The sequence below is a fragment of the Variovorax sp. 10N432 genome, from assembly GCF_056394465.1.
Map to the genome: position 1 here is coordinate 33,869 of NZ_JBFTHX010000008.1, position 26,450 is coordinate 60,318.

Here is a 26,450-nt window from a genome sequence, read left to right on the forward strand (position 1 = left end):
AGAATCCCGGGAGTTCTTTTGTCTTCATCCCTAGATTCCCGCGAGGTATTTCCATGGCACTCGTCTCGATGCGCGAACTGCTCGACCATGCCGCCGCCAACGGCTACGGCATTCCGGCTTTCAACGTCAACAACCTCGAACAGGTGCAGGCCGTGATGGAGGCCGCCAAGGAAGTCGGCGCCCCCGTCATCCTGCAAGCCAGCGCCGGCGCCCGCAAGTACGCGGGCGAAGCCTTCATCAAGCACCTGATCCAGGCCGCCATCGAGGCCTATCCCACGGTGCCGCTGGTGATGCACCAGGACCACGGCCAGAGCCCCGATGTCTGCCGCGGCGCGATCGACCTCGGCTTCAGCTCGGTCATGATGGACGGCTCGCTCGAAGCCGACGGCAAGACCATCGCCAGCTACGACTACAACGTCGACGTCACGCGCAAGGTGGCCGACATGGCGCACAAGGTCGGCGTCACGGTCGAAGGCGAACTCGGCTGCCTGGGCTCGCTCGAGACCATGAAGGGCGACAAGGAAGACGGCCACGGCACCGACGACACCATGACCCGCGAGCAGCTGCTGACCGACCCCGAGCAGGCCGCCGACTTCGTCAAGCGCACCCAGATCGACGCACTGGCGATCGCCATCGGCACCAGCCACGGCGCCTACAAGTTCACCCGCGAGCCCACCGGCGACATCCTGGCGATCGACCGCATCAAGGAAATCCACCGCCGCATCCCGAACACCCACCTGGTGATGCACGGCTCGTCGAGCGTGCCGCAGGAGCTGCTGGCGATCATCCGCCAGTACGGCGGCAACATGAAGGAAACCTACGGCGTTCCGGTCAAGGAAATCCAGGAGGCCATCAAGCACGGCGTGCGCAAGATCAACATCGACACCGACATCCGGCTGGCGATGACCGGCGCGGTGCGCAAGTTCCTGGCCGAGAACCCCGAGAAGTTCGACGCCCGCGAATGGCTCAAGCCGGCGCGCGAAGCCGCGCGCCTGATCTGCAAGCAGCGCTACCTCGAGTTCGGCTGCGAAGGCCAGGGCCCGAAGGTCAAGGGCGACACCCTGCAGGTGGTCGCCGCCAAGTACGCCAAGGGCGAGCTCGCGCAGCAAGTGGTCTGACCCTTCGCTTGCGCCTGAAAGCCACCTTCGCGGTGGCTTTTTTCTGCGCCCGCCGCTGCGCGCGCACAATCTCCGGCGTCACCCGCCCCGCTTCATCCATTTCGCCATGACCACCGTCCATACCTCCTCCATCAAAAGCCTTCCGCTGCTGGCGCGCGGCAAGGTGCGCGACAACTATGCGGTCGGCAGCGACCGCATCCTGATGGTCGCGAGCGACCGCCTGTCGGCCTTCGACGTGATCATGGGCGAGCCCATCCCTGGCAAGGGCGTGATCCTGACGCAGATGGCGCTGTGGTGGTTCGACCGGCTCGGCCACCTGTGCCCGAACCATCTCACCGGCGACGCGCCCGAAAGCGTCGTGACGCCCGAGGAGGTCGCGCAGGTCGAAGGCCGCTCGATGCTGGTCAAGCGCCTGACGCCGATCCCGGTCGAGGCCGTGGTGCGCGGCTACCTTGCCGGCAGCGGCTGGAAGGAATACCAGGACAACCGCGCCGTCTGCGGCGTCCCGCTGCCCGAGGGGCTGACCAACGCCAGCAAGCTGCCGCGGCCGATCTTCACGCCCGCCGCCAAGGCGGCGGCCGGCGCGCACGACGAGAACATCAGCTACGACAAGGTGGTCGAGGTGGTCGGCCCGAAGCTGGCCCAGCAGATCCGCGAGACCAGCATCGCGATCTACGAGGCCGCGGCTGCGATCGCGCTGACCAAGGGCATGATCATCGCCGACACCAAGTTCGAGTTCGGCCTCGACGAGGCCGGCACGCTGGTGCTGATGGACGAGGTGCTGACGCCCGACAGCTCGCGCTACTGGCCGGTCGAAGGCTACGAGGCCGCGCTGGCCGCCGGCGCCAACCCGCCGAGCTACGACAAGCAGTTCGTTCGCGACTGGCTCGAGGCCACGAAGATCAACGGCAAGCCCTGGGACAAGACGCCGCCGGCGCCGCGCCTGCCAGCCGAGGTGATCGAGAAGACGGCCGCGAAGTACCGCGAAGCCCTTCAGCGGCTCACAGGCTGACTGCTGCCTGATCCGGCCGCGGAATGTAAATAGATCACAAAATCCGCGGCAATACTCACCGCACGCCAGCCTCGCAGTCTTCCAAACTCTTTTCATCCCCCCAGATGAGGAGAGCACCATGGAAACCGCAGCAGATTTCGAGATCACCTACCTGGAGCGCTTTGGCCGCGACGTCACCGCCTCGCCGCCGGACGCGCTGCAGCCCGGCATGCTGGCCCGGGTGCTCGACGAGATCGACCATGGCCTGCTGCTGCTGGACCTGACCGGCCGCATCCTGCATGCCAATTTCCCGGCCCGGCGCGAACTGGCCGCGGCGCGCGCGCTGCGCAGCGGCGAGGGCATGCTCTGCGCCGGCAATGCCGCCTCCCAGGCGAAGATCCGCCAGGCCCTCAAGGATGCCGAGCGCGACTGCCGCAGCATCGTCGAGCTCGAGGACGGCGAGGATTCGCTGTCGGTGGCCTTCATTCCGCTGGCCGCGGTGCACGGCAGCGGTACCGTCGACACGGTGCTCGTGATGTGCAGCCGCCGTCCCGGCTGCGAGACGCTGACGATGCAGATGTTCGCCCGTGCCCGGCACCTGACCCGGGCCGAGCAGAACGTGCTGGCCCGGCTCTGCGCCGGCCATGGCGCCGAGGAGATCGCCTGCCTCGAAGGCATCCGGATGTCCACGGTGCGCACCCACATCAAGAATGTCCGGCAGAAGACCGGCAGCAGCAGCATCCGCGAGGTGGTGCACCGCGTCTCGCGGATGCCGCAGATCGTGTCGGCGCTGAGATTCGGCGAGTGACGGCCGGCGGGGGCGGCCCCGCTGACCTTATATTCGACGGATGCCCGCTGCCTCCGGTGTCGAAAACGTCCCACTCCCGCCCGCCCTGCTGCAACTCGCCCAACGCGGCATCCAGCGCCGCTACCGAACGCGGGCGCGGCTGATCGAGGAAGGCGAGCAGGGCGGCTCGATCTACATCGTGCTGTCTGGACGGCTGCGGGCCTTTCTCTCGGACGCGCGCGGCCGCGAGATCACGCTGGGCCTGCACGGGGCGGGCGAATATGTCGGCGAGATGTCGCTCGACGGCGGCCCGCGTTCCGCCAGCGTGGAAGCGGTCGAGCCGACCGTCTGCGCCGTCGTCACCCGCGAAACCATGTTGCAGCACATCGCCGACCATCCCGATTTCGCGCTGGCGCTGATCGTGCGGCTGATCCGCCGCGCCCGGCTGGCCACCGAGAGCGCGCGCAGCATGGCGTTGCTCGACGTCTACGCGCGCCTGAAGCGCCTGCTCGAGGAACGCGCGTCGGCGCCGGCGGCGGACGGCAGCCGGCCGATCGCCGAGCGGCTGACGCACCAGGCGATCGCCAGCGAGATCGGCTGTTCGCGGGAAATGGTGAGCCGGCTGCTCAAGGACCTCGAGCAGGGGGGCTACGTGGCGGTCGCGCAGCGCCAGCTGACGCTGCTGCGGGAGTTGCCGGCGCGCTGGTAGCCGGGGGGTCTCAGCGCGCCGCGCTCAGCGTCGCCACGGTGCGACCGCTCGCATCGAGCAGGGCCAGCCGGGTCGGACTCTGCAGCCGGTAGCTGGCGGTGGCCTGCAGGGCGGCAAAGAACTGTTGCTCCTTGGTGCCGAGCGCCGGGTCGGCGCAGGCCATCCGGGTCGAGGCCAGCTGGCTCAGCTTGAGCGTGCTGCCGCTGCGCTCGAAGGTGCCCGACAGCTGGTTGCAGCCGCCCGAGCCGCTCACGCGTCCGCTGCTGCGATTGAACACCACCTGCGGATCGCGCCGCGGATCGCTGCCGGCGGCCACCGGCTCGCCGCCGAGCTGGTCGAGGCGCCAGACCGGGCCTTCGATCGGTTCGTCGAGCGGGATGGCGCTGCCGCAGCCGGCCGTCAGCATCGCTGCCAGCAGGGCGGCCGTGAAAAGGGGGATGGCGGCAGGGCGGGAGCGCATGGGCTGTGTGTCCTTGTGCAACATATTCGCTGCATGGTATTCGACACGGCCTGCGCACTCAATCCGGCTCGGCCTGCGCACTCAATCGCAGCGCGTCCGGGGGCGCTCCATCTGATCAGTCGAGGACAGAGCAAAAACTGCTGCGCAGTTTCTTGGTCTGTCCCGCGAAGTTTCAGCTCAGGACCACGCTGCTCAGTCGACGCCGGTAGCTGGCCACGGTCGGGTCGTCCGGCGGAATCTGGCCGTCGGCGACCTTGACCTTCGGCGGTTCGATGATGTCGAGCACCGCGATGTAGGTCTTGCGCGCCAGGTCCTCGTTCCAGCTCTTGTCGCGCATCAGGATGTCGAGCAGCTCATCCATGGCGTCGGTCCAGCGCCGGGCGGCCATCAGCAGGCGGGCGCGGTCGAAACGGGCGTCGAAGTCGCGCTTGTTGGCGGCGATCCGGCCGTCCAGGTCGGCCAGCGCGGGTGCCGCCGCCCCCGTGGCCGGGGCCGCGAAGTCGATCGCGTCCATCCAGCGCTGCAGCGAATCGAAGCGGCGCACCAGCGAGGTCTTGGCGATCACCGGGGCGAACGCGACCTTGGCGTCGTCGGTGCGGCCTTCCTGCAGCAGCAGCTTGACGTAGTCGAAGCGGGCGTCGTCGTTGGCCGGGTCGGTGGCGACCGCGTGCTGCAGCTTCTCGAGCGCGCCCTGGGTGTCGCCCTCGGCCAGCGCCTGCTGGGCCGAGACTTCTTCGTCGAGCGGCGGCGCGTCCTCGTCGCCCGGCGGCACGTGCTTGTCGAGGAAGGTGCGGATCTGGTCGGCCGGGATCGCGCCGACGAAGCCGTCGACCGGCTGGCCGTCCTTGAACATGACGCAGAACGGGATGCTGCGCACGCCGAACATCTGGCTCAGCTGCTCGGAGATCTGCGGCACCTTGTCGGCATCGAGCTTGGCCAGCGTGAAGCGGCCGGCGTACTCGACTTCGAGCTTTTCGAGCACCGGCCCGAGCTGTTTGCAGGGCCCGCACCATTCGGCCCAGATGTCGAGCAGGACCGGCGTGGTCATCGAGCCGTCGATCAGCTCGGACTGGAAATTTTCGAGGGTGATGTCGATCATCGCGGGAAGGTGGGGGTGAAACGTAAAATTGGAACCATGAAGCAAGCAATTCAGGTCGGCGTGGTGATGGGCTCGAACTCCGACTGGGAGACGATGCGCAACGCGGTCGAGATTCTCCAGCAATTCGGCATCGCCCACGAAGCCCGGGTGGTCTCGGCCCACCGGATGCCCGACGATTTGTTCGCCTACGCCGAAAGCGCCGCGCCGCGCGGGCTGGCGGCGATCATCGCCGGTGCCGGCGGGGCCGCCCACCTGCCGGGCATGCTGGCGGCCAAGACCACGGTGCCGGTGCTCGGCGTGCCGGTCGCCAGCCGGCACCTGCAGGGCCTCGATTCGCTCTACAGCATCGTCCAGATGCCCAAGGGGGTGCCGGTGGCGACCTTCGCGATCGGCAATGCCGGGGCGGCCAACGCGGCGCTGTTCGCGGTCGCCATGCTGGCGGTCGGGGATCCGGCGCTGCGGGCGCAGCTCGACGCCTTCCGGCTGCGGCAGACCGAGGCCGCGCAGGCCATGACCTTGCCGCCGGGCGATGCCGAGCCGGTGTCGCCGTTCTCGCCGCAGGGCGGGGGGGCATTGTGAGCCGCCGGGCCGCTCCCAAGGCGAACACCGCAGCGCGCAGCGCGGAGGTGTCGAAATGAGCGTCGTGTTGCCGGGCGCCACGCTCGGGGTGCTCGGGGGCGGCCAGCTGGGGCGGATGTTCGTGCATGCGGCCCAGACCATGGGCTATTTCACCGCGGTGCTCGACCCCGACGCCGACAGCCCGGCCGGGCGGGTGAGCCACCACCACATCCACACCGACTACACCGACGTCGACGGCCTGGCGCGGCTGGCCGGCCTGGCCGATGCCGTGACGACCGAGTTCGAGAACGTGCCGGCGCCCTCGCTCGCGCACCTGGCAACGGCCCGGCCGGTGTCGCCGGGCGCCGACGCGGTGGCGATCGCCCAGGACCGGATCCGCGAAAAAAGCCATTTCGTGCGCTGCGGCGTCGAATGCGCCCCTTACGCCGTGATCGAGACCGACGTCCAGCTGGCGGCCGTGGCGGACGAACTGCTGCCCGGCATCCTCAAGACCGCGCGGCTCGGCTACGACGGCAAGGGCCAGCGCCGGGTGGCGACCCGGGCCGAGCTTCAGGCCGCCTGGCACGACGCCGGCGACGTGCCTTGCGTGCTCGAACAACTGCTGCCCCTCGACTTCGAATGCTCGGTGATCGTCGCCCGCGGCGAGGACGGGCAGATGGTGAACTTCCCGGTGCAGCGCAACCTGCACCGCGACGGCATCCTGGCCGTCACCGAGGTCCATCCCCACAACATGCCCGAGTCGACCGCCCGCCGCGCCGTGGCCGCGGCCCGCTCGATCGTCGACGGGCTGGCCTATGTCGGGGTGCTGTGCGTCGAGTTTTTCGTGCTCGGCGACGGCCGGCTGGTGGTCAACGAGATGGCGCCGCGTCCCCACAACAGCGGCCACTGGACCATGGACGCCAGCGACGTCTCGCAGTTCGAACTGCAGGTGCGCACGCTGGCCGGCCTGCCGCTCAATCCGCCGCGCCAGCACAGCGTGGCGATCATGCTGAACCTGCTGGGGGACCTGTGGTTCGTCGACGGCGAGACGCCGCAGGAGCCGCGGTGGGCCGACGTGCTGGCCCTGCCCGGCACCCACCTGCACCTCTACGGCAAGACCGAGGCGCGCCGCGGCCGCAAGATGGGCCACCTCAACATCACCGGCGACGGCATCGAGACGGTCCGCAGCACCGCCGACTTCGCGGCGGCCTTGCTGGGCCTGGCGATCCCGTTGTCCGAATGAGCGGGGGCACCGGGATGATCCGCGATGGCCGCCTGCCCGAGGCGATCGCCGAGGCGGCGCAGGTCCTGCGCGCCGGCGGCCTGGTCGCCTTCCCGACCGAAACCGTCTACGGACTGGGCGCCGACGCCGGCAGCGATGCCGCGGTTGCCGGCATCTTCGCGGCCAAGGGCCGGCCCAGCGACCACCCGCTGATCGTCCACGTGGCGGCGGGCGCCCGGGGCACCGAGGCGCTGGCGCATTTCGCCCGGCCCCTGCCGGCCTTCGCCCAGAAGCTGGTGCGCGCCTTCTGGCCCGGCCCGCTGACGCTGATCGTCGAACGCCAGCCCGGCGTCGGCGCCGCGGCCGCCGGCGGCCAGGACACCATCGGCCTGCGTTGCCCGGCGCATCCGGTGGCGCAGGCCCTGCTGGCCGCCTGCGCCGAACAGGGCGTGCTGGGCGTCGCCGGGCCGAGCGCCAACCGTTTCGGCCGCGTCAGCCCGACCACCGCGCTGCACGTGCAGCAGGAGTTCGGCGACACGCTGCTGGTGGTCGACGGCGGACCGTGCGAGGTCGGCATCGAATCGACCATCGTCGACTGCAGCCGCGGCGCGCCGGTGCTGCTGCGTCCCGGCGCGATCACGCGCACGCAGATCGAGGCCGCCGGCGGCGAGCCGCTGCGCGACAAGGACTCGCTCGGGGCGCCCGACCCGCGGGCCTCCGGCACCCTCGAAGCGCATTACGCGCCGAGCGCCAAGGTGCGCCTGATGGACGCCAAGGCCTTGCAGGCCGGCCTCGACGTTCTGGGGGCGAACGCCGCCAACATGGCGATCTGGTCGCGGACCGTGTTGAACAGCCGGTCGCAGCGCCTGCTGCAGCGGCGCATGCCCGACGACGCAAGCGCCGCGGCGCAGCAGCTTTTCGCGGTGCTGCGCGCCTTCGACGCCGAGGGCGTCAAGCTGATCTGGGTCGAGACCCCGCCGCCCGGCCCCGAGTGGGAAGGCGTGCGGGACCGGCTGACGAGAGCGTCGAAGGGTTAGCCCCCCGAAGCCAGCACCCCTACAAAAAACCCCCGCGCCGCCGCAATGCAGAACGGCGGCACCAGCGTGCCGTGATAAGCCTGCACCACCGCCTGCTGCTGGTTCGCGGTCGTTCCGCCGGCGCTGGTCGCGGCGCCGATCTTGGCCTGCGCGAAGCCGGCCCGCGCGGCCGAGAAGGCGTCGGTGGCGTTGATGTCCTCGAGGTCGACGACGGTCAGCGCCGAGGCCGGCATGCCGCTGGCGCGGAAGTAGCCGGCCGTGGCCCGGGTGCTCAGGAAGTTCACGGTCGGGTCGTTGGCGCCGCCGCACATCAGCACCGGGCGCGTCGGCAGCCAGTTGCGCAGGTCGTTCGCCAGCGCCGCCCTGCGGAAGCCGAGCAGCGGCTGGCAGCCCAGCGGTGACGCGTTGTTGAGCGAGGCCGGCGTCGCCGGCAGCGCATTGCCCGGGCAGGGGTTGACCTGGATGTCGGTGGCGGCCTGCGTCAGGTAAGTCTGGCGGACCAGGTTGTTGGGCGCATAGAACATCGCGAACGACGGATCGACCGGGCCCGGCACCGCGTTCGGCGGAAAGAGCGCCAGCGGTGGCAGCTTGCCGGTGGTGTAGAGCGTGTTGCTCGGCGTCAGGCTCGGCAGCAGGGTGTCGATGCCGGCGGCGTACTGGGTTTCGTAGATGTCGGCGGTGTTGTTGTAGACGTAGCCGAACTGCTTCTGCCAGCTGGTCGACAGCAGCGGCGTGAACAGCGTGCTGCCCAGCGCCGGCCAGCCGCTGAAGGTGTAGTCGGTCAGCAAGCTGATGGCGGCCGGCGCGGACAGCGGCGCCGACGCCGCCACCTTGGCGCCGATGGCCTGCAGCTCGCGGTGCGCCGCCAGGGCGACATAGCCGCCCTGCGAATAGCCCGTCACGAACAGCGCGCCGGCGTCGCTGGCGTCGATGAAGGGGAAAGTCTTGCGCGCCGCGGTCAGCGCATCGACCATGTCCTTGCCCTGCTGGTTGCCGTTGAGGTAGGGGTGGTAGGTGAGGGTCGACTTGTCGTAGCCGGCGTAGTTCGGCGCCACCACGATGAAGCCCTGGGCCGCGAACATCGCCGCCACGATCACCCCTTCGGCTGCCGCCGGCTGGCTGGTGTCGGTCCAGCGGGCGATGTTGTAGCTGCGTTCCACGGCGGTGCCGTGCGCGTACAGCACCACCGGGCGGGGACCGTTGCAGGCCGGGTCGGTTCCGGCCGGCACCATGATCGCGGCGGTCGCGTTGGTGGCCTCGCCCTGGCCGCCGATGGTGCGGTATTCGAGGTAGCGCAAATCGACGCCGCACTTCGGCGTGCCGGCGATGGTCTGCAGCGAACGGCCCTGCGCAGTGACCTGCAGCAACGCCGTGAACTGGTCGGTCGTGAGCCGCTGCACCCGCTCCGGCGGCTGGGTCACGACCGAGCCGCGCCCGGTGTCCGCCGGCACGTTGACGGCGAAGCCGTCGTTGCCGCCGCCTCCACAGCCAGCGAGGATCATCAGGGCGACGCCCGAGCGGGCGAGGGCTGGGAGTCTGTTCATGGGATGCGTCTCCTGCGGGGTTTCGACCGGCAACCGATTCTGGTCACCGCCCGCCCCATGCGCAAGCGGCCGCCGCCTACACGGCGAGCGCGGGGTCAGTCCTGGGCGGCCCAGTCGACCAGGGCGTCGAAGGCCGGACGCGCCGCGACCGCATTGGCGTGGTTGGCGATCGCGACCACCACCCAGCGCCGGCCGCTGGCTCCGTGCACGTAGCCGGCCACGCCGGCGGCATCGCGCAAGGTGCCGGTCTTCAGGTGCGCGGCGCCGCCCGAACGCAGCGCCCGCTTGCGCAGGGTGCCGTCGACGCCGGAGGCCGGCAGCGAGGACGCCAGCTCCGGCATCAGAGGAGAGCGCCAGGCCACCTGCAGCATCCTGCCCAGCGCGGCGGCGCTGATGCGCTCGTCGCGCGACAGGCCCGAGCCGTTGTCGATCACCGGCTGGCCCTCGCCGGTGCCGATGCGCTCGTTCCACCACTGGCGCAGCGTGGCGCGCGAGGCGTCGAGCGTGCCGCGCTTCTTCTGCTGCAGCCCGAGCGTCAGGAAGAGCTGCTGCGCCATCACGTTGTTGCTGTACTTGTTGATGTCCCGGATCACTTCGGCCAGCGGCGGCGATGCCGCCTCGAACGCCGGCCGCAACCCGGCGGGGACCCGGCCGTCGCGCACCTGGCCCTGGAGCCGGCCGCCCATCTCGGCCCAGAGGCCGCCGACCGCGCGCTCGGCGTAGCTGCGCGGATCGGCATAGGCCACGGCCCAGGTCTTTTCGCCGCAGGCGGCCGGAAAGCTGCCGGCGAATCCGAGCCGCGCCGGATCGGCGAAGTCGCTGCCCAGGGCGCTGCGCCAGTCGCCGCATTCGCCAGTAGCCAGCGGCACCGCGGCCTGCATCGCGACGCCGGCCAGCGGGGGTTCGTAGCTGACCCGCGCGGTCTGCGCGCCGCGGTCGGGCACGAAGGTCATGACCACCGACTTGAAGTTGACCAGCAGGGCGTCCGGGGCGGCGTTGTAGGGGCGCTGGCCCTCGCCGTCGAAGGCATTCGGATCGCTGTCGGCCACCTCGAAGGCGCTTCGATCGAGCACGATGTCGCCCTGCACGGCCTGGATGCCGAGCCCTTTCACCCGGCGCAGCAGCAGCCACAGCCGTTCGATCACCAGCTTCGGGTCGCCCTGGCCCTGGATGTAGAGATTGCCCTCGAGCACGCCATTGCGCACCGGGCCGTCGACGTACACCGGCGTCTGCCAGGTGAAGGCCGGGCCCAGCAGGTCGAGCGCCGCATAGGTGGTGACCAGCTTCATGATCGACGCCGGGTTGACCGGCACCTGGGAGCGCCAGGCGAGCCGCGGCGGCTGTACGCCCTCGGCATCCACCACCAGCATCGTGACCGCGTCGCGCGGCACCTTGGCGCGGGCCAGCGCCGCCTCGACCTCGTTCGGCAGACCCTGGGCCAGGACCGGCGCCGCGGCGGCGGCGAGTGCGAGGACGAAAGCCAGGGGGCGGGCAAGGCGCGAGCGGCGGTGCTCGGACGGCGGGGCGACGGTCATGCCGGGATTATCCCGGGCCGGCGCCGGCTCTCGCGGCCGGCGGCTGCAGGCCGGCCGCCCACCCTGGATAATCCCCCGATGCCCGCAGCCCCCCGTTTCTCAGCCCGCACCATCGGCATCGGCGCGGCCGTCGTCACGGTGGGGGTCTGGACCGCGTTCATCGTCATCGCGCGCGCTTCCGCCGGGCGCTCGCTGACGCCCTTCGACCTCGCCTTCGCCCGCATCTGCGGCGCCAGCCTGGTGCTGCTGCCCTGGGGCGCCTGGCTGGTCATGCGCGCCCGCGCCGAAGGCTCGGCCCGCGACTCCTTCTTCGGCCTCTCGCCGCTGCCGCTGCGACTGACCGCGCTGGCCGGCGTCTGCGGCGGCCTGGCCTACGCGCTCCTGGCCTATACCGGGTTCTTCTTCGCGCCGGCCAGCCACGCCTCGGTGCTGATGCCCGGCAGCCTTCCTCTGTGGACCACGCTGCTGGCGGCCCTGATCCTGCGCGACCGCATCACGCCGCTGCGCGCGCTCGGGCTGGCGCTGATCGTCCTCGGCGACCTGTTCGTCGGCGGCGCCAGCCTGCTGCACGCGCTCGAAGGCGGCCAGATCTGGAAGGGCGACCTGCTCTTCATGAGCGCGGCCTTCAGCTGGGCCTGCTACAGCATCGTCGTCCGGCGCCACGGGCTCGAGGCGGTGCGCGCCACCATCGCCATCACCGTGTTCGCCTTCGCGGCCTTCGTGCCGGCCTATGCGCTGCTGACCGCGGCCGGCCTCGTCCGCAGCCACCTGGCCAGCGCGCCGGTCGGCGAGATCCTGTTCCAGATGGCTTTCCAGGGCCTCGGTTCGGTGGTGATCTCGGGCATCGCCTTCACGCGGATGATCCAGTACTTCGGGCCGGTGCGCTCCACCATGATCACGGCGCTGGTGCCGGGGCTGTCCGCGTTCGGCGCCGTGATCTTCCTCGGCGAACCGCTGAGCTGGAGCCTGTTCGCGGGCCTCATGCTGGTGACCGCCGGCATCCTGTTCGGCGTCCAGCGCAGCCGGGCGCCGGGTGTGCGGCCGATTCCCGGGGTGGCCGTGGCCGGAGGGCGTGCCGATGGCTAGGCTGCTCGCCTTCGACACCAGCACCGAGGCGCTGTCGATCGCGGTGCGCCACGGCGACCTGCTGTTGGAGCACAGCGGGACCGGCGGTGCGCAGTCGTCGGCCAGCCTGATTCCCCTGATCCAGCAGCTGCTCGGGGCCGCCGGCCTGAGCTTGCGCGAACTCGACGCCATCGCCTTCGGCCGCGGACCGGGCTCGTTCACCGGGCTGCGCACGGCCTGCTCGGTGGCGCAGGGGCTCGGCTACGGCGCCGGCGTCCGGCTGCTGCCGATCGACACCCTGCATGCCGTGGCCGAGGAAGCCCACGACCGCTTCGGCGCCACCCGCGTGGTGGCGGTGCTCGATGCGCGCATGGACCAGGTCTATGCGGCCGGCTACGACTTCGGGGTCGAGTGGGTCGCCAGCGAGGCCGAACTGATGGCACCCGAAGGCGTCGTGGTGCCGGAGGGCTGGGCGCTCGCCGGCAATGCCTTCGCCGCCTATGGCGAGCGCCTGCCGCGCGCGGTGGCGCGCCACGAGGTGCTGCCCACCGCGGCCGCGATGCTGCGGCTGGCGCCGGCGCTGCTGGCCGCCGGCCGGACAGTGGCGCCGGCCGAGGCCTGGCCGCTGTACGTGCGCGACAAGGTGGCGCAGACGACCGAAGAGCGCGCGGCGCTGAAGGGAACAGCGTGAGCGCCGTCCTGTCGTCGCCGCGCGAGGCGCGCCTCGAGCCGATCACGCTCGAACGGGTGCCGGCCGTCTGCGCGATCGAACGCAGCGCCTTCACCCATCCCTGGACACCGGCCAACTTCACCGATTCGCTGGCCGCCGGCTACCACTGCCAGTGCCTGGTGGCGCCGCCGCCCGAGAGCGATCCCGCCGAGGCCCCGCGGGGCGCCCGCGCCCTCTGGCACCGGGTGGTGGCGCGCGAGCCCGGCGAGACGCTGATCGGCTATTTCGTCGCCATGAAGGGCGTCGACGAAGTGCATCTGCTCAACATCACCGTCGCGCCGGCCTTCCAGGGCCAGGGCTGGGCGCCGCTGATGCTGGAGGCCCTGGCCGGCTGGTCGCGCGGCCAGAACGCGCAGTGGCTGTGGCTCGAGGTGCGGGCCAGCAACCTGCGCGCGCTGGCGGTCTACGAGCGCAACGGATTCCGGCGCGTGGGCATGCGCAAGGGCTACTACCCGGCGCAAGGCAGCGCCCGCGAGGATGCGGTCGTGATGAGCCTGCGCCTGCACGAATCAACGAGCGCCTGGGGCGGACTGAAATGACTTCCGAAGCTTTGACACTCGATGCGCGCCAGCGCGCCATGCTCGACGAAATGGGCATCAAGCTCTTCTGGTGGCGCCAGCCGGAAGCGGTCGAAGCGCCGGTGCCGGAAGCCCCCGCGGCCCGGACGGCGCCCGCCATCGAGGCCGAGGCACCGGCGCTCCCCGCCGCGGCGCCCGCGCGAGCGGCACCGGCCGTCGCCGCACCGGCGCCCGTCGTCCAGCGCGCACCCGCGGCGGCGGGGCACGGAGCCGCCGTGCTGGCCGAGGCGCCACGTCGCCTCGCCGGCGATCCGGCCGCGGCCCAGGGAGGCTGGCTGATCGTGGCCGACATGCCGCCGGCGCTGGATGGCCGTCATGGCGATCCGTTCGACGGCGATGCCGGCCGGCTGCTCCACAACATGCTGAACGCGCTCCAGTTGCATGGCGGCGCGCTGCCGGTGCACCTGATGCGCACCCACCGCGGCGTCGCCTCGGGCCAGCCCGGCAGCCCGCGGCCGATCGACGAAGCGCTGGCGGAGGGCGCCGCGGCGCTGGCGCCGAGCGTGGTGCTCGCCATGGGGCCGCTGGCGGCCCAGAGCCTGATGCAGACCAGCGAGCCGCTCGGCAAGCTGCGTGGCCGCGTGGTGCCAATGGACCTGCCGGGCCTGCCGGGCCTGCCGGCGCTGCCGGTGGTCGCGAGCTACCACCCCGCCTACCTGCTGCGCAATCCGGCCGACAAGGCGCGCGCCTGGGCCGACCTATGTCTCGCCGCGGAACGGGTGTCGGCAGAGCGCGCCGGCCCCAGCCCCGACGCCTGAGTCGAGCCAGCCACCGGCCGACCTAAAATTCGGCCCATGACCTTCCTGGACAAGCTGCGCGCCGCCGAGCGCCAAAACGGCTCGCTGCTGTGCGTCGGACTCGATCCCGAGCCGACCAAATTCCCCGCCGCCCTGAAAGGCGACGCCAGCCGGATCTACGACTTCTGCGCCCGCATCGTCGACGCCACGGCCGACCTGGCAATCGCCTTCAAGCCGCAGATCGCCTATTTCGCTGCCCATCGTGCCGAAGACCAGCTCGAACAGCTCATGGAGCACATGCGCCGCAACGCGCCGCACGTGCCCACCATCCTCGACGCCAAGCGCGGCGACATCGGCTCGACCGCCGAGCAGTACGCCCGCGAGGCCTTCGAGCGCTACGGCGCCGACGCCGTCACCTTGTCGCCGTTCATGGGCTTCGATTCGGTCGAGCCGTACCTGCGCCACCAGGGCAAGGGCGCCTTCCTGCTGTGCCGCACCAGCAACCCGGGCGGCGCCGACCTGCAGGGTCAGCGGCTGGCCGACGTCGACGGCCAGCCCTTCCTCTACGAGCACGTGGCCAGGCTGGCCCAGGGCCCGTGGAACCTCAACGGCCAGCTGGGCCTGGTTGTCGGCGCCACCTACCCGGCCGAGATCGAACGCGTGCGAGCGCTCGCGCCCACCGTGCCGCTGCTGATCCCCGGCGTCGGTGCGCAGGGCGGCGACGCGGTCGCCACGGTCCGCGCCGGCTGGCGTCCGGACGCGCCGATCGTGGTCAACTCCTCGCGCGCCATCTGCTACGCCTCGGCCGGGGATGACTTCGCCGAAGCGGCCCGGCGCGAGGCCCTGCGCACCCGCGACGCACTCCAGGCCGCCAAGCCCTGAGCGACATTCCGCGTCAGTCCGCAAGCCGTCGGTTGTATCGATGTGACGAAAAAAGTCACATTTGTTCACAACTGTCGTACTAAACACTTCTACTGGCCGCATCCACCCGCCCGAAAACGGCGGGCATGGCACTTGCCTGATGAGGGTCGGCGCGTCCGCGTCGAGGAGTGAGGCATCCCATGGTGGAAGACATCGCAACCGGCCGCGACACGGCGGCCGACGAAAGCGCGCGCGTGCCCGAGACGGCCGCGCCAATCCCGGCAGGCGCAAGGTCTCGCCCCCTGCCCCTCGCGGCCGCCCTGGCCGCGTCGGCGGCGGCGCTGGCGGCCTGTGGTGGCGGCGGCGGTGGAGGCGGCGGCGCGGGCTTCGCGGCGGTCGCCGAGTCGCCCCCGGCCACCGTCCAGGCCGGCTCGCTGAGCGCGCTGGCCAGCACCCCGACCGCGCAGACCTATGTCTACACCCAGGCCAAGACCGACGAGGAGGCCGCGCGCTTCCTGCTGCAGTCGCAGTTCTCGGCCTCGGAAGCGGACATCGCCGCCGTCCGCAGCAAGGGCTACCTGCCCTGGCTCGGCGAGCAGGTCGACCGCCCGGCCGAGCAGGGCGGGCGCGACTGGATCCTGGGCAAGGCCGCCAACACGGTCAACGCCGACGACATGATCTGGAACCAGCTCATGACCGCGCCGGACGGCTTCCGCAAGCGCATGGCGCTGGTCTTCAGCGAGATCTTCGTGGTCTCGCGCAACGACATCGGATCGAGCTGGCCCGATCTCATGATGGCCCAGTACTGGGACATGCTGGTGGCCGGCGTCACGACCAACTTCCGCAAGCTGCTGGAGGACGTGACGCTCAATCCGGCGATGGGCTACTACCTCAACACCAGGGGCAACCAGAAGGAGAACGCCCAGGGCCGCCAGCCGGACGAGAACTATGCGCGCGAGGTCATGCAGCTCATGACGATCGGGCTCTACCAGCTCAACGGCGACGGCAGCGTCAAGACCGGCGGCGACGGCACGCCGCTCGACACCTACAGCCTGGACGACGTGACCAACCTGGCGCGCGTCTTCACCGGCTACGACCTCGACATCCGGGCCAGCGACGTCGACACCAGCGCCTGGACCGCGCGGCCGATGGCGCTCACGGCGGCCCGGCATTCGGTGCTCGAGGCCCGGTTCCTGGGCGCCTCGGTGCCGGCCGGCACCGAAGGCAAGGCGGCGCTGAAGATCGCGCTCGACACGCTCTTCAACCACCCCAACGTCGGCCCGTTCATCGGCAAGCAGCTGATCCAGCGGCTGGTCACCAGCAACCCGAGCCCGGCCTACGTGAAGCGGGTGTCGGATGTCTTCGCCGACAACGGGGCCGGCGTGCGCGGCGACATGAAGAGCGTCTTCGCCGCGGTGCTGCTCGACAACGAGGCGCGCAGCCCGGCCGGCCTGTCGGACCCCGGCTTCGGCCGGCTGCGCGAGCCGATGCTGCGCTTCACGCAGTGGGGCCGCACCTTCGGTGCCGGCTCGACCAGCGGCAACTGGAAGATCGGCGACCTCTCGCGGCCCAACGACCAGCTCGGCCAGAGCCCGCTGCGCTCGCCGTCCGTATTCAATTTCTTCCGGCCCGGCTACGTGCCGCCATCGACCTCGATCGCCGCCGCCAGGATGGTCGCGCCCGAGTTCCAGCTGGTCAACGAGACCAGCGTCGGCGGCTACCTGAACTTCATGCAGAACAGCGTGCTGCCGAAGAGCACCGGGCGGGATGTCAACGCCGCCTATGCGCGCGAGCTGGCGCTGGTGCTCGACCCGGCGGCCCTGGTGCAGCGGCTCAACCTGCTGCTGACCGCCAACCAGTTGTCGGCGGCCACCCAGGCGCTGATCGCCGGTGCGCTGGCCAATCCCGCGGTGTCCGTCAACAGCACCGACGCGGTCAAGCTCAACCGGGTCTACGCGGCGGTGCTGCTGGTGATGGCCTCGCCCTCCTACCTGATCCAGAAATAAGGGACCGCGCGATGTACCTGATCGATCCTGCCGCGCACACGCGACGTGCCTTCCTGCGCCGCTCCGGCCAGCTGGCGATGGCCGGCACCGCGCTGCCCTTCGCCCTCAACCTGGCCGCGATGGGCGAGGCGGCGGCGCAGGCCGCCCCCGCCGACGACTACAAGGCACTGGTCTGCGTCTTCCTGTTCGGCGGCAACGACTACGCGAACACCGTCATCACCTACGACGACCCGAGCTACAACGCCTACAGCACGATCCGCGTGCCGCAGGGCGCGGGCGGGGTGGCGATCGCCAAGGATGCGCTCGCCGCCACGCTGCTGGCGCCGACCGTGGCGCTGCCCGACGGCCGCCAGTACGCTCTGCACCCGTCGATGACGCAGCTCGCCGGCCTGTTCAACACCGACGGCAAGGTCGCGGTGCAGCTCAACGTCGGCCCGCTGGTGGTGCCGCTGACCCGCGCCCAGTACAACAACAGCAACAAGAAGCTCTACCCGCAGCCGCCCAAGCTGTTCTCGCACAACGACCAGCAGTCGACCTGGCAGTCGTCCTCGCCCGAGGGCTCGACCGTGGGCTGGGGCGGCAACGTCGGCGACCTGGTGCTGGACCAGCGGCAGAACACCAACGCGCTGTTCACCTGCATCTCGGTCGCCGGCAACGCCGTGTTCCTGTCGGGCGACCAGGCCCTGCAATACCAGGTCAGCACCAGCGGCGCGGTCGGCATCCGCAGCATCAAGGACGGCACCACCTACGGCTCCAGCAGCGTCAAGGCCGCGATGGCGCAGCTGGCGCAGGAAACCCGCGGCCACACGCTGGAGAACGAATACAACAAGGTGACCCAGCGCGCGGTCCAGGCCGAGACCACGGTCACCAGCGCGATCCAGACCGCGACCTTCGCGACCGACACCTTCGGCTCGCTCAACACCGGACTCGCGAACCAGCTCAAGATGGTCGCGCGGCTGATCCGCGGCCGCAGCACCCTGGGCGCCAAGCGGCAGGTGTTCTTCGTCTCGATGGGCGGCTTCGACCTGCACGACAACCTGATCGCCAACCAGCCAGGCCTGATGCAGCAGCTGAGCGATGCCATGGCCGCCTTCCATCGGCAGATGGTCGCCCAGGGCCTGGCCGACAAGGTCACGGCCTTCACCGCCTCGGACTTCGGCCGCACGCTGGCCAGCAACGGCGACGGCTCCGACCATGGCTGGGGCGGCCATCACTTCGTGGTCGGGGGCGCGGTCAACGGCAAGGCGTTCTATGGCACGCCGCAGGTGGTCAGCATCAACAACGACCCCAAGCTGGCGGGCTACGAAGGCCACGTGGGGCAGGGCCGCCTGATCCCGACCACCTCGGTCGACCAGTACGGCGCCACGCTCGCCAAGTGGTTCGGCGTGCCCGACGCCGAGCTGCCGGGCATCCTGCCGAACCTGAAGAACTTCGGCGGCAATTTCAACGGCATCGAGTATCCGAAGAACGTCGGCTTCATGGCCTGAGGCCGCGGTGTAATCTGCGGGTCCCAGCGCCGGAGACTTGCCCGATGACCGATCCCGTCCACCCGGATTCCTTTCCGATCGAGGGCGGCTGCACCTGCCGTGCGGTCCGCTACCGCATGGCCAGCGCGCCGCTGTTCGTGCACTGCTGCCATTGCCGCTGGTGCCAGCGCGAGAGCGGCTCGGCGTTCGCGCTCAACGCGATGATCGAGGCCGACCGCGTGCAGTTGCTCGCAGGCGAAACCGAGCGCGTGCAGACGCCGTCGGCCAGCGGCAAGGGCCAGTCCATCGTGCGCTGTGCCCGCTGCCGCATCGCGCTCTGGAGCCACTACGCCGGCAGCGGCGACGCGGTCAGCTTCGTGCGCGTCGGCACGCTCGACGACCCCGACCTGCTGCCGCCCGACATCCACATCTTCACGATGTCGAAGCAGCCCTGGGTGCTGCTGCCGCCGGGCACACCGGCCGTGGCCGAGTACTACCGCCGCTCCGAGCACTGGCCGGCGGCCAGCATCGATCGGTTCAAGGCCTTGAAGGGGTAGCCCCGAGACGCTGCGACACCTGGTCGGCGCAGGCCTTGAGCGCCACGGCGATCTCGCCGTCCCAGCGGGTGTCGAAGATCGCTGCCGGTCCGATGGCGGTGACCGCCAGCACGATCGCGCCCGTGCTGTCGAACACCGGCGCCGACATCGCGCTGATGCCCGGCAGGATCTCGCCTTCGGAGCGGCTCAGGCCGTGGGCCCGCACCTCGTGCAGCTGCGCCTCGAAGGCCGGCCAGCCGGGCAGCCGCTGGGCCGGCGGCATGCCACGCTGTGGCGGCTGCGCGGCGCCTTTCTGCTCGCGCTGGCGCTCCTGCTCCAGCAGGCCGCGCACCACTTCCGGGTCGAGGTAGGCGCCGAAGAGCCGCCCCGAGGCCGTGTGGGTGAGCGAGAACACCGTCCCGTGGCGCATGTTGACGTGCAGCGGGGCCGGCGATTCGGCGATCCGCACGATGGTCGCGCCGCGGTCGCCCCAGACCGCGATCGCCACCGTGTGGCCGATCTGCTGCGCCAGCTCGGCGATCAGCGGTGTCGCGATGTGCACCGGATTGGCCTGCTGCAGGCTGATCAGTCCCAGTTGCAAGGCCAGCGGTCCGAGCAGATAGTGGCCGGTGGTGCGGTCCTGCTCGATCAGCCCGAGGCGGCCGAAGCTGACCATGTACGGGTGCGCCTTGGCGGCGGACATCTCGGCCTCGCGCGCCAGGTCCTTGAGCGCCATCGGCCGGCCATGGTGCACCAGGGCGCGCAGCAGCTGGCCGCCCACCTCGATGCTCTGGATGCCGCGCTGGGCGCGATCGGAGTCAGCCGCCATGGGATTTCGTCATTCGTTGATACAGAAGGCATTAGACATTAACTGATCCTCGATTTACACTGCGTCCATTCGTCCCATGCGAATTCATTCACTTTAGACAAATTTCAGGAGACTCCGCGATGTCAGAGACCAAGAAGTTCGCCAGCCAGGCCGATCTCGAAGCAAAGAAGATCACCTTCAGCCAGATTTCGGAGCACGCTTGGGCCTACACGGCCGAGGGCGACCCCAACACCGGGATCGTCATCGGCGACGACTGCGTGCTGGTTGCCGACACCCAGGCCACGCCGGCGATGGCGGCCGACGTGATCCGCCGCATCCGCGAGGTGACCGACAAGCCGATCAAGTACGTGGTCCTGACCCACTACCACGCGGTGCGCGTGCTCGGGGCCAGTGCCTACGGCGCCGACCACATCCTCGCCAGCCAGGACACCTACGACCTGATCGTCGAGCGCGGCGAGCAGGACAAGGCGAGCGAGATCGGCCGCTTCCCGCGCCTGTTCGCAGGGGTTGAGACCGTGCCGCCCGGCATGACCTGGCCGACCATGACCTTCACCGGCAAGATGACGCTGTGGCTGGGCAAGCTCGAAGTGCAGCTGCTGCAGCTCGGCCGCGGCCACACCAAGGGCGACACCGTCGTCTGGCTGCCCGGGGAAAAGGCGCTCCTGTCGGGCGACCTGGTGGAATTCGGCGCCACGCCCTATGCCGGCGACGCCTATTTCAAGGACTGGCCGAAGACGCTCGAGAACCTCGCGGCGCTGAAGCCCAAGGCGCTGGTGCCCGGCCGCGGCGCCGCGCTCACCACGCCTGATGAAGTGGCCAAGGGCCTGGACGAAACACGCGCGTTCATCTCGGACGTCTACGCCAATGTCCAGAAGGGCGTCGCCGCCGGCAAGGACCTGAACGCCGTCTACAAGGATACCTACGCGGCGTTGAAGCCCAAGTACGGCCACTGGGTGATCTTCGACCACTGCATGCCCTTCGACGTCACGCGCTGCTACGACGAAGCGACCAAGTACACCGATCCGCGCATCTGGACCGCCGAGCGCGACATCGAAATGTGGAAAGCCCTCGAAGGCTAAGGTCATGCAGGGCCTCGCATCGCACGACGCGGCATCGCTCGACTACCAGTCGCTGCGCTTCGACTACAAGCGGCACCCCGACCAGGATGCCGCGACACCGGCCCACCATCCAGTGGTGGTGGTCGGCGCCGGCCCCGTGGGCCTGGCGCTGGCGATCGACCTCGCCCAGCGGCAGGTCCCGGTGGTGCTGCTCGACAACGACTGCACCCTGTCGACCGGCTCGCGCGCGATCTGCTTCGCCAAGCGCACGCTGGAGGTGTTCGACCGCCTGGGCTGCGCCGGGCGCATGGTCGACAAGGGCGTGTCGTGGAACGTCGGCCGGGTGTTCTTCGGCGACGAGCAGGTCTACAGCTTCGACCTGCTGCCCGAGGCCGGCCACGAGCGCCCGGCCTTCATCAATCTGCAGCAGTACTACGTCGAGGGCTATCTGGCCGAGCGCGCCGCCGAGCTGCCGCTGATCGAGCTGCGCTGGAGCAACAAGGTGGTCGGCATCGAACAGGGCGCCGACCAGGCGCTCCTGACCATCGAGACGCCCGAGGGCGAGTACCGCCTGGCGGCCGGCCACGTGGCCGCCTGCGACGGTTCGCGCTCCAGCCTGCGGCAGCTGCTGGGCCTGGAGGCCAAGGGCCGGGTGTTCCGCGACCGCTTCCTGATCGCCGACGTGAACATGGACGCCCACCTGCCGACCGAGCGGCGCTTCTGGTTCGATCCGCCCTTCCACCCGAAGCAGAGCGTGCTGCTGCACAAGCAGGCCGACAACATGTGGCGGGTCGACTTCCAGCTCGGCTGGGACGCCGACCCGGTCGAAGAGCGCAAGCACGAGAACATCATCCCGCGGGTGCGCGCGCTGCTCGACAGCATCGGCCACCAAGGTGTGCGCTTCGACATCGGCTGGGCCAGCGTCTACACCTTCGCCTGCCAGCGCATGGAGCGCTTCCGCCACGGCCGCGTGCTGTTCGCGGGCGATTCGGCGCACGGCGTGTCGCCGTTCGGCGCCCGGGGTGCCAACTCCGGCGTGCAGGACGCCGACAACCTGGCCTGGAAGCTGGCCGCGGTGCTGCGCGGCGAGGCGCCCGACGCCCTGCTCGACAGCTACGCCAGCGAGCGCGAGTACGCGGCCGACGAGAACATCCGCAACTCGACCCGCGCCACCGACTTCATCACGCCCAAGAGCGAGGTCAGCCGGCTGTTCCGCGACGCCGTGCTGGAGCTGTCGAAGCGCCACGCCTTCGCGCGGGCGCTGGTCAACAGCGGCCGGCTGTCGGTGCCGAGCACCCTGCGCGAGTCGACGCTCAACACGCCCGACGTGGATGCGTTCGAAGGCCCGATGGTGCCCGGTGCGGCGGCCGCCGACGCGCCGCTGGCCGGCGCCGATGGCCGCGCCGGCTGGCTGCTGCGCGAACTGAGTCCGCCCGCCGGCGCGGCCACGCGCTTCACGGCACTGGTCTTCGGTGACGGCGCCGAGGCCGAGCGCAGCGTCGCTGCGCTGGCCCGAGCCGACGTCGCCCTGCACATCGTGCGGGTGCCCCCGGGCAGTACGGGCGAACTCGCCGCCCGGCGCTACGACGCCCGGCCCGGCACCGTCTACCTGCTTCGCCCCGACCAGCATGTCTGCGCGCGCTGGCGCGCACCCACACCCGAGGCCGTGCGCGCCGCGCGCGACCGCGCACTCGCCAAGGGCTAGACCGCCATGGACCTGATCACCACCCCCAACCTCGACGCCCCCGACGACTTCTACGAGGCCCTGATCGAAGCCCACCAGGGCCTGTCGAGCGACCAGAGCCACGCCTTCAACGCCCGCCTGGTGCTGGTGCTGGCCAACCATATCGGCTCGACCGCCGTGCTGCGCCAGGCCTTCGAGGCGGCCGCGGCTTCCCGTTGAACCCTCAGAGAGACTCCCCATGACGATCGCATCCGCGGCCGAGCGCCGCTACCAAAGCGGCTTCGGCAACGAGTACGCCACCGAAGCCGTCGCCGGCGCGCTGCCGCAGGGCCGCAACAGCCCGCAGCGCGCGCCCTTCGACCTCTACCCCGAGCTGATCTCGGGCACCGCCTTCACGGCGCCGCGGCACCAGAACCGGCGCACCTGGATGTACCGGCGCCAGCCGTCCGTGGTCGCCGGGCGCTACCAGGCCTATGCGCAGCCGCACTGGACCACCGGCGCCGACCGCGAGATGGCGCTCGCGCCCGAGCCGCTGCGCTGGGCCCCGCTGCCGCTAGACGGTGCCGACGCCGATTTCGTCGACGGCATGCGCACGCTGGCCGCCAACGGCGATGCCGAGGCACAGAGCGGCATCGGCGCCCTGGTCTATCTCGCCAACCGCTCGATGGAACGCCGCGCCTTCGTCAACGCCGATGCCGAGATGCTGGTGGTGCCGCAGCAGGGCCGGCTGGTGGTCACCTCCGAGATGGGCGTGCTCGACGTCAAGCCGGGCGAGATCGTGCTGCTGCCGCGCGGGGTCGTGTTCAAGGTCGATCTCCCCGACGGAGCGTCGCGCGGCTACGTCTGCGAGAACTACGGCGCCCAGTTCCGGCTGCCCGAGCTGGGCCCGATCGGCTCCAACGGGCTGGCCAACGCGCGCGACTTCCAGGCCCCGGTGGCGGCCTTCGAGGATGCGACGGTGGCCTACGAACTGGTGAAGAAGTCGGGCGGGCGCTTCTGGTCGGCACCGACCTCGCACTCGCCCTTCAACGTGGTCGCCTGGCACGGCAACCTGGCGCCGGTGAAGTACGACACCGCGCACTTCATGACCATCGGCTCGATCAGCTTCGACCATCCCGATCCGTCGATCTTCACGGTCCTGACCTCGCCCTCCGACACGCCCGGCACGGCCAACTGCGACTTCGTGATCTTCCCGCCGCGCTGGCTGGTGATGGAAGACACCTTCCGTCCGCCCTGGTACCACCGCAACCTGATGAGCGAGTTCATGGGCCTGGTCTACGGCGAGTACGACGCCAAGCCCGGCGGCTTCAAGCCGGGCGGCGCCAGCCTGCACAACTGCATGGTGCCGCACGGTCCCGACGAGGAAGCCTTCGAGAAGGCGAGCCACAGCGATCTCAAGCCGCAGAAGCTCGACAACACGCTGGCCTTCATGTTCGAAAGCCGGTTCCGATTCATTCCCACCGCCTACGCGATGCAAAGCCCGGCGCTCGACCAGAACTATGCCGACTGCTGGGCCGGCCTCAAAGATCAATTCAAGCCATGACATCCATCGACGCCACCCACGATCCGAAGCTGCGCAGCTGGGTCGCCTCGGCCAACCAGGCCGGCTGCGACTTTCCGATCCAGAACCTGCCCTTCGGCCGCTTCAGCCATGGCGCCGATGCGGCGCCGCGCATCGGCGTCGCGATCGGCGACCGGATCCTCGACCTGCGCCGCGCCGGCCTGATCGACAGCGACGACATGAACGCGCTGATGGCGGCCACGCCCGAGAAGCGCGCGGCGCTGCGGGCGCTGATCTCCCAGGGGCTGGCCGAAGGCAGCGCGCGGCAGGCGGAATGGGAGTCGGCGCTGGTCAACCAGTCGGCGGCGACGATGCATGTGCCCTGCCGCATCGGCGACTACACCGACTTCTACACCAGCGTGCACCACGCGACCACGGTCGGCAAGCAGTTCCGCCCGGACAACCCGCTGCTGCCGAACTACAAGTGGGTCCCGATCGGCTACCACGGGCGGGCCTCGTCGATCGGCGTCAGCGGCCAGCGCTTCAAGCGGCCGCAGGGGCAGACCAAGGCGCCGGACGCCGCGGTGCCCAGCTTCGGTCCGTCGAAGCGGCTGGACTACGAACTGGAGCTCGGCTGGTTCGTCGGCCAGGGCAATGCGCAGGGAGAGCCTGTCGGCATCGGTGCGGCCGAGGCCCATCTCTTCGGCGTCACGCTCTTCAACGACTGGTCGGCGCGCGACATCCAGGGCTGGGAGTACCAGCCGCTGGGCCCGTTCCTGTCGAAGAACTTCGCCAGCACGCTGTCGCCCTGGCTGGTCACGACCGAGGCGCTGGCGCCCTTCCGCGCGGCCTTCGAGCGCCCGGCCGACGATCCGCAGCCGCTGCCCTACCTGGACTCGGAGGCCAACCGCGCCCAGGGCGCGTTCTCCATCGAGCTGGAGGTGCTGCTGCAGACCGCGAAGATGCGCGAGGCGGGCGAGGCGCCGCATCGCCTGTCGAAGACCAACAGCACCCGCGCCGCCTACTGGACGCCGGCCCAGCTGATCGCCCACCACACGGTGAACGGCTGCAACCTCCAGCCCGGCGACTTGCTCGGCTCGGGCACGCTGTCCGGCCCGGAGGCGGTCGAGGCCGGTTCGCTGATGGAGCTCACGAACGGCGGTAAGCAGCCGATCGTGCTGCCCAACGGCGAGCAGCGCAGCTTCCTTGAAGACGGCGACACGCTGGTGATGCGCGGCTGGTGCGAGCGTGCGGGCGCGGTGCGCATCGGCCTCGGCGAAGTCAGCGGGACGGTGCTGGCGGCAGGCTGATCCGAAAGCGGTGCGGGGTCGCGGCCCCTCACCAAAGGGCAATTGCGCATCGTCGGGCGGCGGGCACCATCGAGACCGATGAAACCGCACGAGGCGTTCGCGCTGCTGATGGCTGGCGCATTGGGTCCCGCGACCGCCTGTGCGCAGGGGCTGGACATCGTCGGCTCGCGCATCCAGGAGCATGCCAACGGGGTGCTGGCGCTGATGGCCTACCAGGCGGTGCCGGACCTGACCTCGAGCAGCCTGTCGATCACCAACCCGACCAGCGGCAACCCCGGCATCGTGATGTCGCAGCTGGGCGGCGGATTCACGGTGAGCAAGAGCCTGCCGCTGTACCTCGAGGGCGCGATCGCCTACAGCCGCTACGACCCGGTCTTCGTCGCCAGCAACGGTGTCGACGCGCGCCAGCTGCCGACGCGCTGGAATTCGTTCAGCGGTACCGCCGGCATCGGCTGGGACTTTCCCATTGCAGCGGAGCTCGCCTTCCGTCCGATCTTCAATTTCTCGCTCGGCAAGGTGGCGAGCGACCTGCAGATCGCCAGGGCCTATCTCCGGAACGTCACCGACCGCCAGCTCGACTTCCTCGACGGCGGCTCGCTCAACGCCTATGGGCTCGGCGGCGCCGTCATGCTCGACTGGGAGCACTACCGCCAGGACTACGAAGTCGATGTCGAGCTGCGCTATTCGGACATCGAGCTCAAGTCCTACGGCAGCAGCAGCGCCGCGGTGGAGGGCAGCGCCTCGGCACGCACCGCCAACCTGTGGGCCCGCTGGCGCGCCCCGACCGGGCTGCAGGCCTTCGACCGGCCGCTGCGCTACGTGCTGGAGTTCTCCCATTCGCGCTACCTGGGCAGCCAGGCCGACGTGCTGGGCTTCGACCGCCTGACCACGCTGGGCACCGGGCTCGAACTGGACACCAGCGCCCACGACATCTTCATCACCCGGATCCGGGCCGTGGTGCGCTATGTGTTCGGCAACAACGTGTCGGGGTTCTCGCTGGGGCTGGCGGTGAGTTTTTGATGCGACGTC

The 26,450-nt window shown here is 70.3% G+C and carries 26 protein-coding genes; 21 read left to right on the forward strand and 5 right to left on the reverse strand.

The window, feature by feature from the left end:
* Nucleotides 1-53 precede the first annotated feature (53 nt).
* The 4 genes from fba to AC1DF3_RS11695 all read left to right on the forward strand — a co-directional run bounded on the left by fba (nt 54) and on the right by AC1DF3_RS11695 (nt 3,605).
* Nucleotides 54-1,118 carry a class II fructose-bisphosphate aldolase gene (gene fba, locus AC1DF3_RS11680; protein WP_286533477.1) on the forward strand — a complete coding sequence of 355 codons (1,065 nt, stop codon included), beginning with the start codon at nt 54-56 and terminating at the stop codon, nt 1,116-1,118.
* A gap of 106 nt (nt 1,119-1,224) precedes the next feature.
* Nucleotides 1,225-2,130 carry a phosphoribosylaminoimidazolesuccinocarboxamide synthase gene (locus AC1DF3_RS11685; protein ID WP_478139705.1) on the forward strand — a complete coding sequence of 302 codons (906 nt, stop codon included), beginning with the start codon at nt 1,225-1,227 and terminating at the stop codon, nt 2,128-2,130.
* A 118-nt stretch (nt 2,131-2,248) separates the two neighbouring features.
* Nucleotides 2,249-2,917: a helix-turn-helix transcriptional regulator gene (locus AC1DF3_RS11690; protein ID WP_286533480.1), complete on the forward strand. Its 669-nt coding sequence runs from the start codon at nt 2,249-2,251 to the stop codon at nt 2,915-2,917.
* A gap of 40 nt (nt 2,918-2,957) precedes the next feature.
* Nucleotides 2,958-3,605, forward strand: coding sequence for a Crp/Fnr family transcriptional regulator (locus tag AC1DF3_RS11695; RefSeq protein ID WP_286533481.1), 648 nt, complete (start codon nt 2,958-2,960; stop codon nt 3,603-3,605).
* Nucleotides 3,606-3,615: 10 nt separating this feature from the next.
* Here AC1DF3_RS11695 and AC1DF3_RS11700 read toward each other — a convergent pair whose 3' ends face one another.
* Complete coding sequence (locus AC1DF3_RS11700) at nt 3,616-4,065, reverse strand: META domain-containing protein (protein ID WP_478139706.1); 450 nt, start codon at nt 4,063-4,065, stop codon at nt 3,616-3,618.
* A 172-nt stretch (nt 4,066-4,237) separates the two neighbouring features.
* Nucleotides 4,238-5,164, reverse strand: coding sequence for a tetratricopeptide repeat protein (locus AC1DF3_RS11705; protein ID WP_478139707.1), 927 nt, complete (start codon nt 5,162-5,164; stop codon nt 4,238-4,240).
* Nucleotides 5,165-5,200: 36 nt separating this feature from the next.
* Between AC1DF3_RS11705 and purE the strand changes: the two genes are divergently transcribed.
* The 3 genes from purE to AC1DF3_RS11720 are packed head-to-tail and all read left to right on the forward strand — an operon-like array spanning nt 5,201 to nt 7,981.
* Nucleotides 5,201-5,743, forward strand: coding sequence for a 5-(carboxyamino)imidazole ribonucleotide mutase (gene purE / locus AC1DF3_RS11710; protein WP_286533484.1), 543 nt, complete (start codon nt 5,201-5,203; stop codon nt 5,741-5,743).
* A 55-nt stretch (nt 5,744-5,798) separates the two neighbouring features.
* Nucleotides 5,799-6,965 carry a 5-(carboxyamino)imidazole ribonucleotide synthase gene (locus AC1DF3_RS11715; protein WP_478139708.1) on the forward strand — a complete coding sequence of 389 codons (1,167 nt, stop codon included), beginning with the start codon at nt 5,799-5,801 and terminating at the stop codon, nt 6,963-6,965.
* A 14-nt stretch (nt 6,966-6,979) separates the two neighbouring features.
* Nucleotides 6,980-7,981 carry an L-threonylcarbamoyladenylate synthase gene (locus AC1DF3_RS11720; RefSeq protein WP_478139803.1) on the forward strand — a complete coding sequence of 334 codons (1,002 nt, stop codon included), beginning with the start codon at nt 6,980-6,982 and terminating at the stop codon, nt 7,979-7,981.
* Here AC1DF3_RS11720 and AC1DF3_RS11725 read toward each other — a convergent pair.
* Nucleotides 7,978-9,525, reverse strand: a complete 1,548-nt coding sequence (locus tag AC1DF3_RS11725) for an alpha/beta hydrolase family protein (protein WP_478139709.1) — start codon at nt 9,523-9,525, stop codon at nt 7,978-7,980. The two genes, AC1DF3_RS11720 and AC1DF3_RS11725, sit on opposite strands and share 4 nt — an antisense overlap.
* A 95-nt stretch (nt 9,526-9,620) precedes the next feature.
* Entirely contained in the window at nt 9,621-11,060 is a 1,440-nt protein-coding gene (dacB, locus tag AC1DF3_RS11730) for a D-alanyl-D-alanine carboxypeptidase/D-alanyl-D-alanine endopeptidase (protein ID WP_478139710.1), read from the reverse strand.
* Between the two features lie 78 nt (nt 11,061-11,138).
* On the opposite strand from dacB, the gene AC1DF3_RS11735 reads away from it, so the two are divergent.
* From AC1DF3_RS11735 to AC1DF3_RS11770, 8 genes are all read left to right on the forward strand, one after another.
* Nucleotides 11,139-12,146 carry a DMT family transporter gene (locus AC1DF3_RS11735; protein ID WP_286533488.1) on the forward strand — a complete coding sequence of 336 codons (1,008 nt, stop codon included), beginning with the start codon at nt 11,139-11,141 and terminating at the stop codon, nt 12,144-12,146.
* A complete protein-coding gene (gene tsaB / locus AC1DF3_RS11740; RefSeq protein WP_286533489.1) occupies nt 12,139-12,816 on the forward strand; it encodes a tRNA (adenosine(37)-N6)-threonylcarbamoyltransferase complex dimerization subunit type 1 TsaB in 678 nt (225 codons plus the stop codon). Before AC1DF3_RS11735 ends, tsaB begins: the two co-directional genes overlap by 8 nt.
* The gene (gene rimI, locus AC1DF3_RS11745; RefSeq protein ID WP_286533491.1) at nt 12,813-13,394 is read left to right on the forward strand and encodes a ribosomal protein S18-alanine N-acetyltransferase; all 582 of its coding nucleotides are present in this window, start codon (nt 12,813-12,815) and stop codon (nt 13,392-13,394) included. The genes tsaB and rimI overlap by 4 nt, the downstream gene beginning before the upstream one ends.
* Nucleotides 13,391-14,191, forward strand: coding sequence for a uracil-DNA glycosylase family protein (locus tag AC1DF3_RS11750; RefSeq protein ID WP_478139711.1), 801 nt, complete (start codon nt 13,391-13,393; stop codon nt 14,189-14,191). Before rimI ends, AC1DF3_RS11750 begins: the two co-directional genes overlap by 4 nt.
* 36 nt (nt 14,192-14,227) lie before the next feature.
* Nucleotides 14,228-15,052, forward strand: a complete 825-nt coding sequence (pyrF, locus tag AC1DF3_RS11755; protein ID WP_478139712.1) for an orotidine-5'-phosphate decarboxylase — start codon at nt 14,228-14,230, stop codon at nt 15,050-15,052.
* A gap of 179 nt (nt 15,053-15,231) precedes the next feature.
* Nucleotides 15,232-17,037, forward strand: a complete 1,806-nt coding sequence (locus AC1DF3_RS11760; RefSeq protein ID WP_286533494.1) for a DUF1800 domain-containing protein — start codon at nt 15,232-15,234, stop codon at nt 17,035-17,037.
* A gap of 11 nt (nt 17,038-17,048) precedes the next feature.
* Nucleotides 17,049-18,524, forward strand: a complete 1,476-nt coding sequence (locus AC1DF3_RS11765; protein WP_301811235.1) for a DUF1501 domain-containing protein — start codon at nt 17,049-17,051, stop codon at nt 18,522-18,524.
* A gap of 44 nt (nt 18,525-18,568) precedes the next feature.
* Nucleotides 18,569-19,060, forward strand: a complete 492-nt coding sequence (locus AC1DF3_RS11770; RefSeq protein ID WP_478139713.1) for a GFA family protein — start codon at nt 18,569-18,571, stop codon at nt 19,058-19,060.
* Here the strand turns inward: AC1DF3_RS11770 and AC1DF3_RS11775 are convergent.
* Entirely contained in the window at nt 19,041-19,868 is an 828-nt protein-coding gene (locus AC1DF3_RS11775; RefSeq protein WP_286533497.1) for an IclR family transcriptional regulator, read from the reverse strand. The genes AC1DF3_RS11770 and AC1DF3_RS11775 overlap by 20 nt on opposite strands.
* A 119-nt stretch (nt 19,869-19,987) precedes the next feature.
* Here AC1DF3_RS11775 and AC1DF3_RS11780 point away from each other — a divergent pair, with 119 nt between their 5' ends.
* The 6 genes from AC1DF3_RS11780 (at nt 19,988) to AC1DF3_RS11805 (ending at nt 26,441) form a co-directional block, all read left to right on the forward strand.
* Nucleotides 19,988-20,947, forward strand: a complete 960-nt coding sequence (locus AC1DF3_RS11780; protein WP_478139714.1) for an MBL fold metallo-hydrolase — start codon at nt 19,988-19,990, stop codon at nt 20,945-20,947.
* A gap of 4 nt (nt 20,948-20,951) precedes the next feature.
* Nucleotides 20,952-22,631, forward strand: a complete 1,680-nt coding sequence (locus AC1DF3_RS11785; RefSeq protein WP_478139715.1) for an FAD-dependent oxidoreductase — start codon at nt 20,952-20,954, stop codon at nt 22,629-22,631.
* Nucleotides 22,632-22,637: 6 nt separating this feature from the next.
* Complete coding sequence (locus AC1DF3_RS11790) at nt 22,638-22,829, forward strand: DUF2783 domain-containing protein (RefSeq protein ID WP_286519852.1); 192 nt, start codon at nt 22,638-22,640, stop codon at nt 22,827-22,829.
* Between the two features lie 19 nt (nt 22,830-22,848).
* Nucleotides 22,849-24,153: a homogentisate 1,2-dioxygenase gene (gene hmgA, locus AC1DF3_RS11795; RefSeq protein ID WP_478139716.1), complete on the forward strand. Its 1,305-nt coding sequence runs from the start codon at nt 22,849-22,851 to the stop codon at nt 24,151-24,153.
* Nucleotides 24,150-25,421, forward strand: a complete 1,272-nt coding sequence (fahA, locus tag AC1DF3_RS11800) for a fumarylacetoacetase (RefSeq protein WP_478139717.1) — start codon at nt 24,150-24,152, stop codon at nt 25,419-25,421. The genes hmgA and fahA overlap by 4 nt, the downstream gene beginning before the upstream one ends.
* Nucleotides 25,422-25,499: 78 nt before the next feature.
* Nucleotides 25,500-26,441 carry a hypothetical protein gene (locus AC1DF3_RS11805; protein WP_478139718.1) on the forward strand — a complete coding sequence of 314 codons (942 nt, stop codon included), beginning with the start codon at nt 25,500-25,502 and terminating at the stop codon, nt 26,439-26,441.
* Nucleotides 26,442-26,450 lie beyond the last annotated feature (9 nt).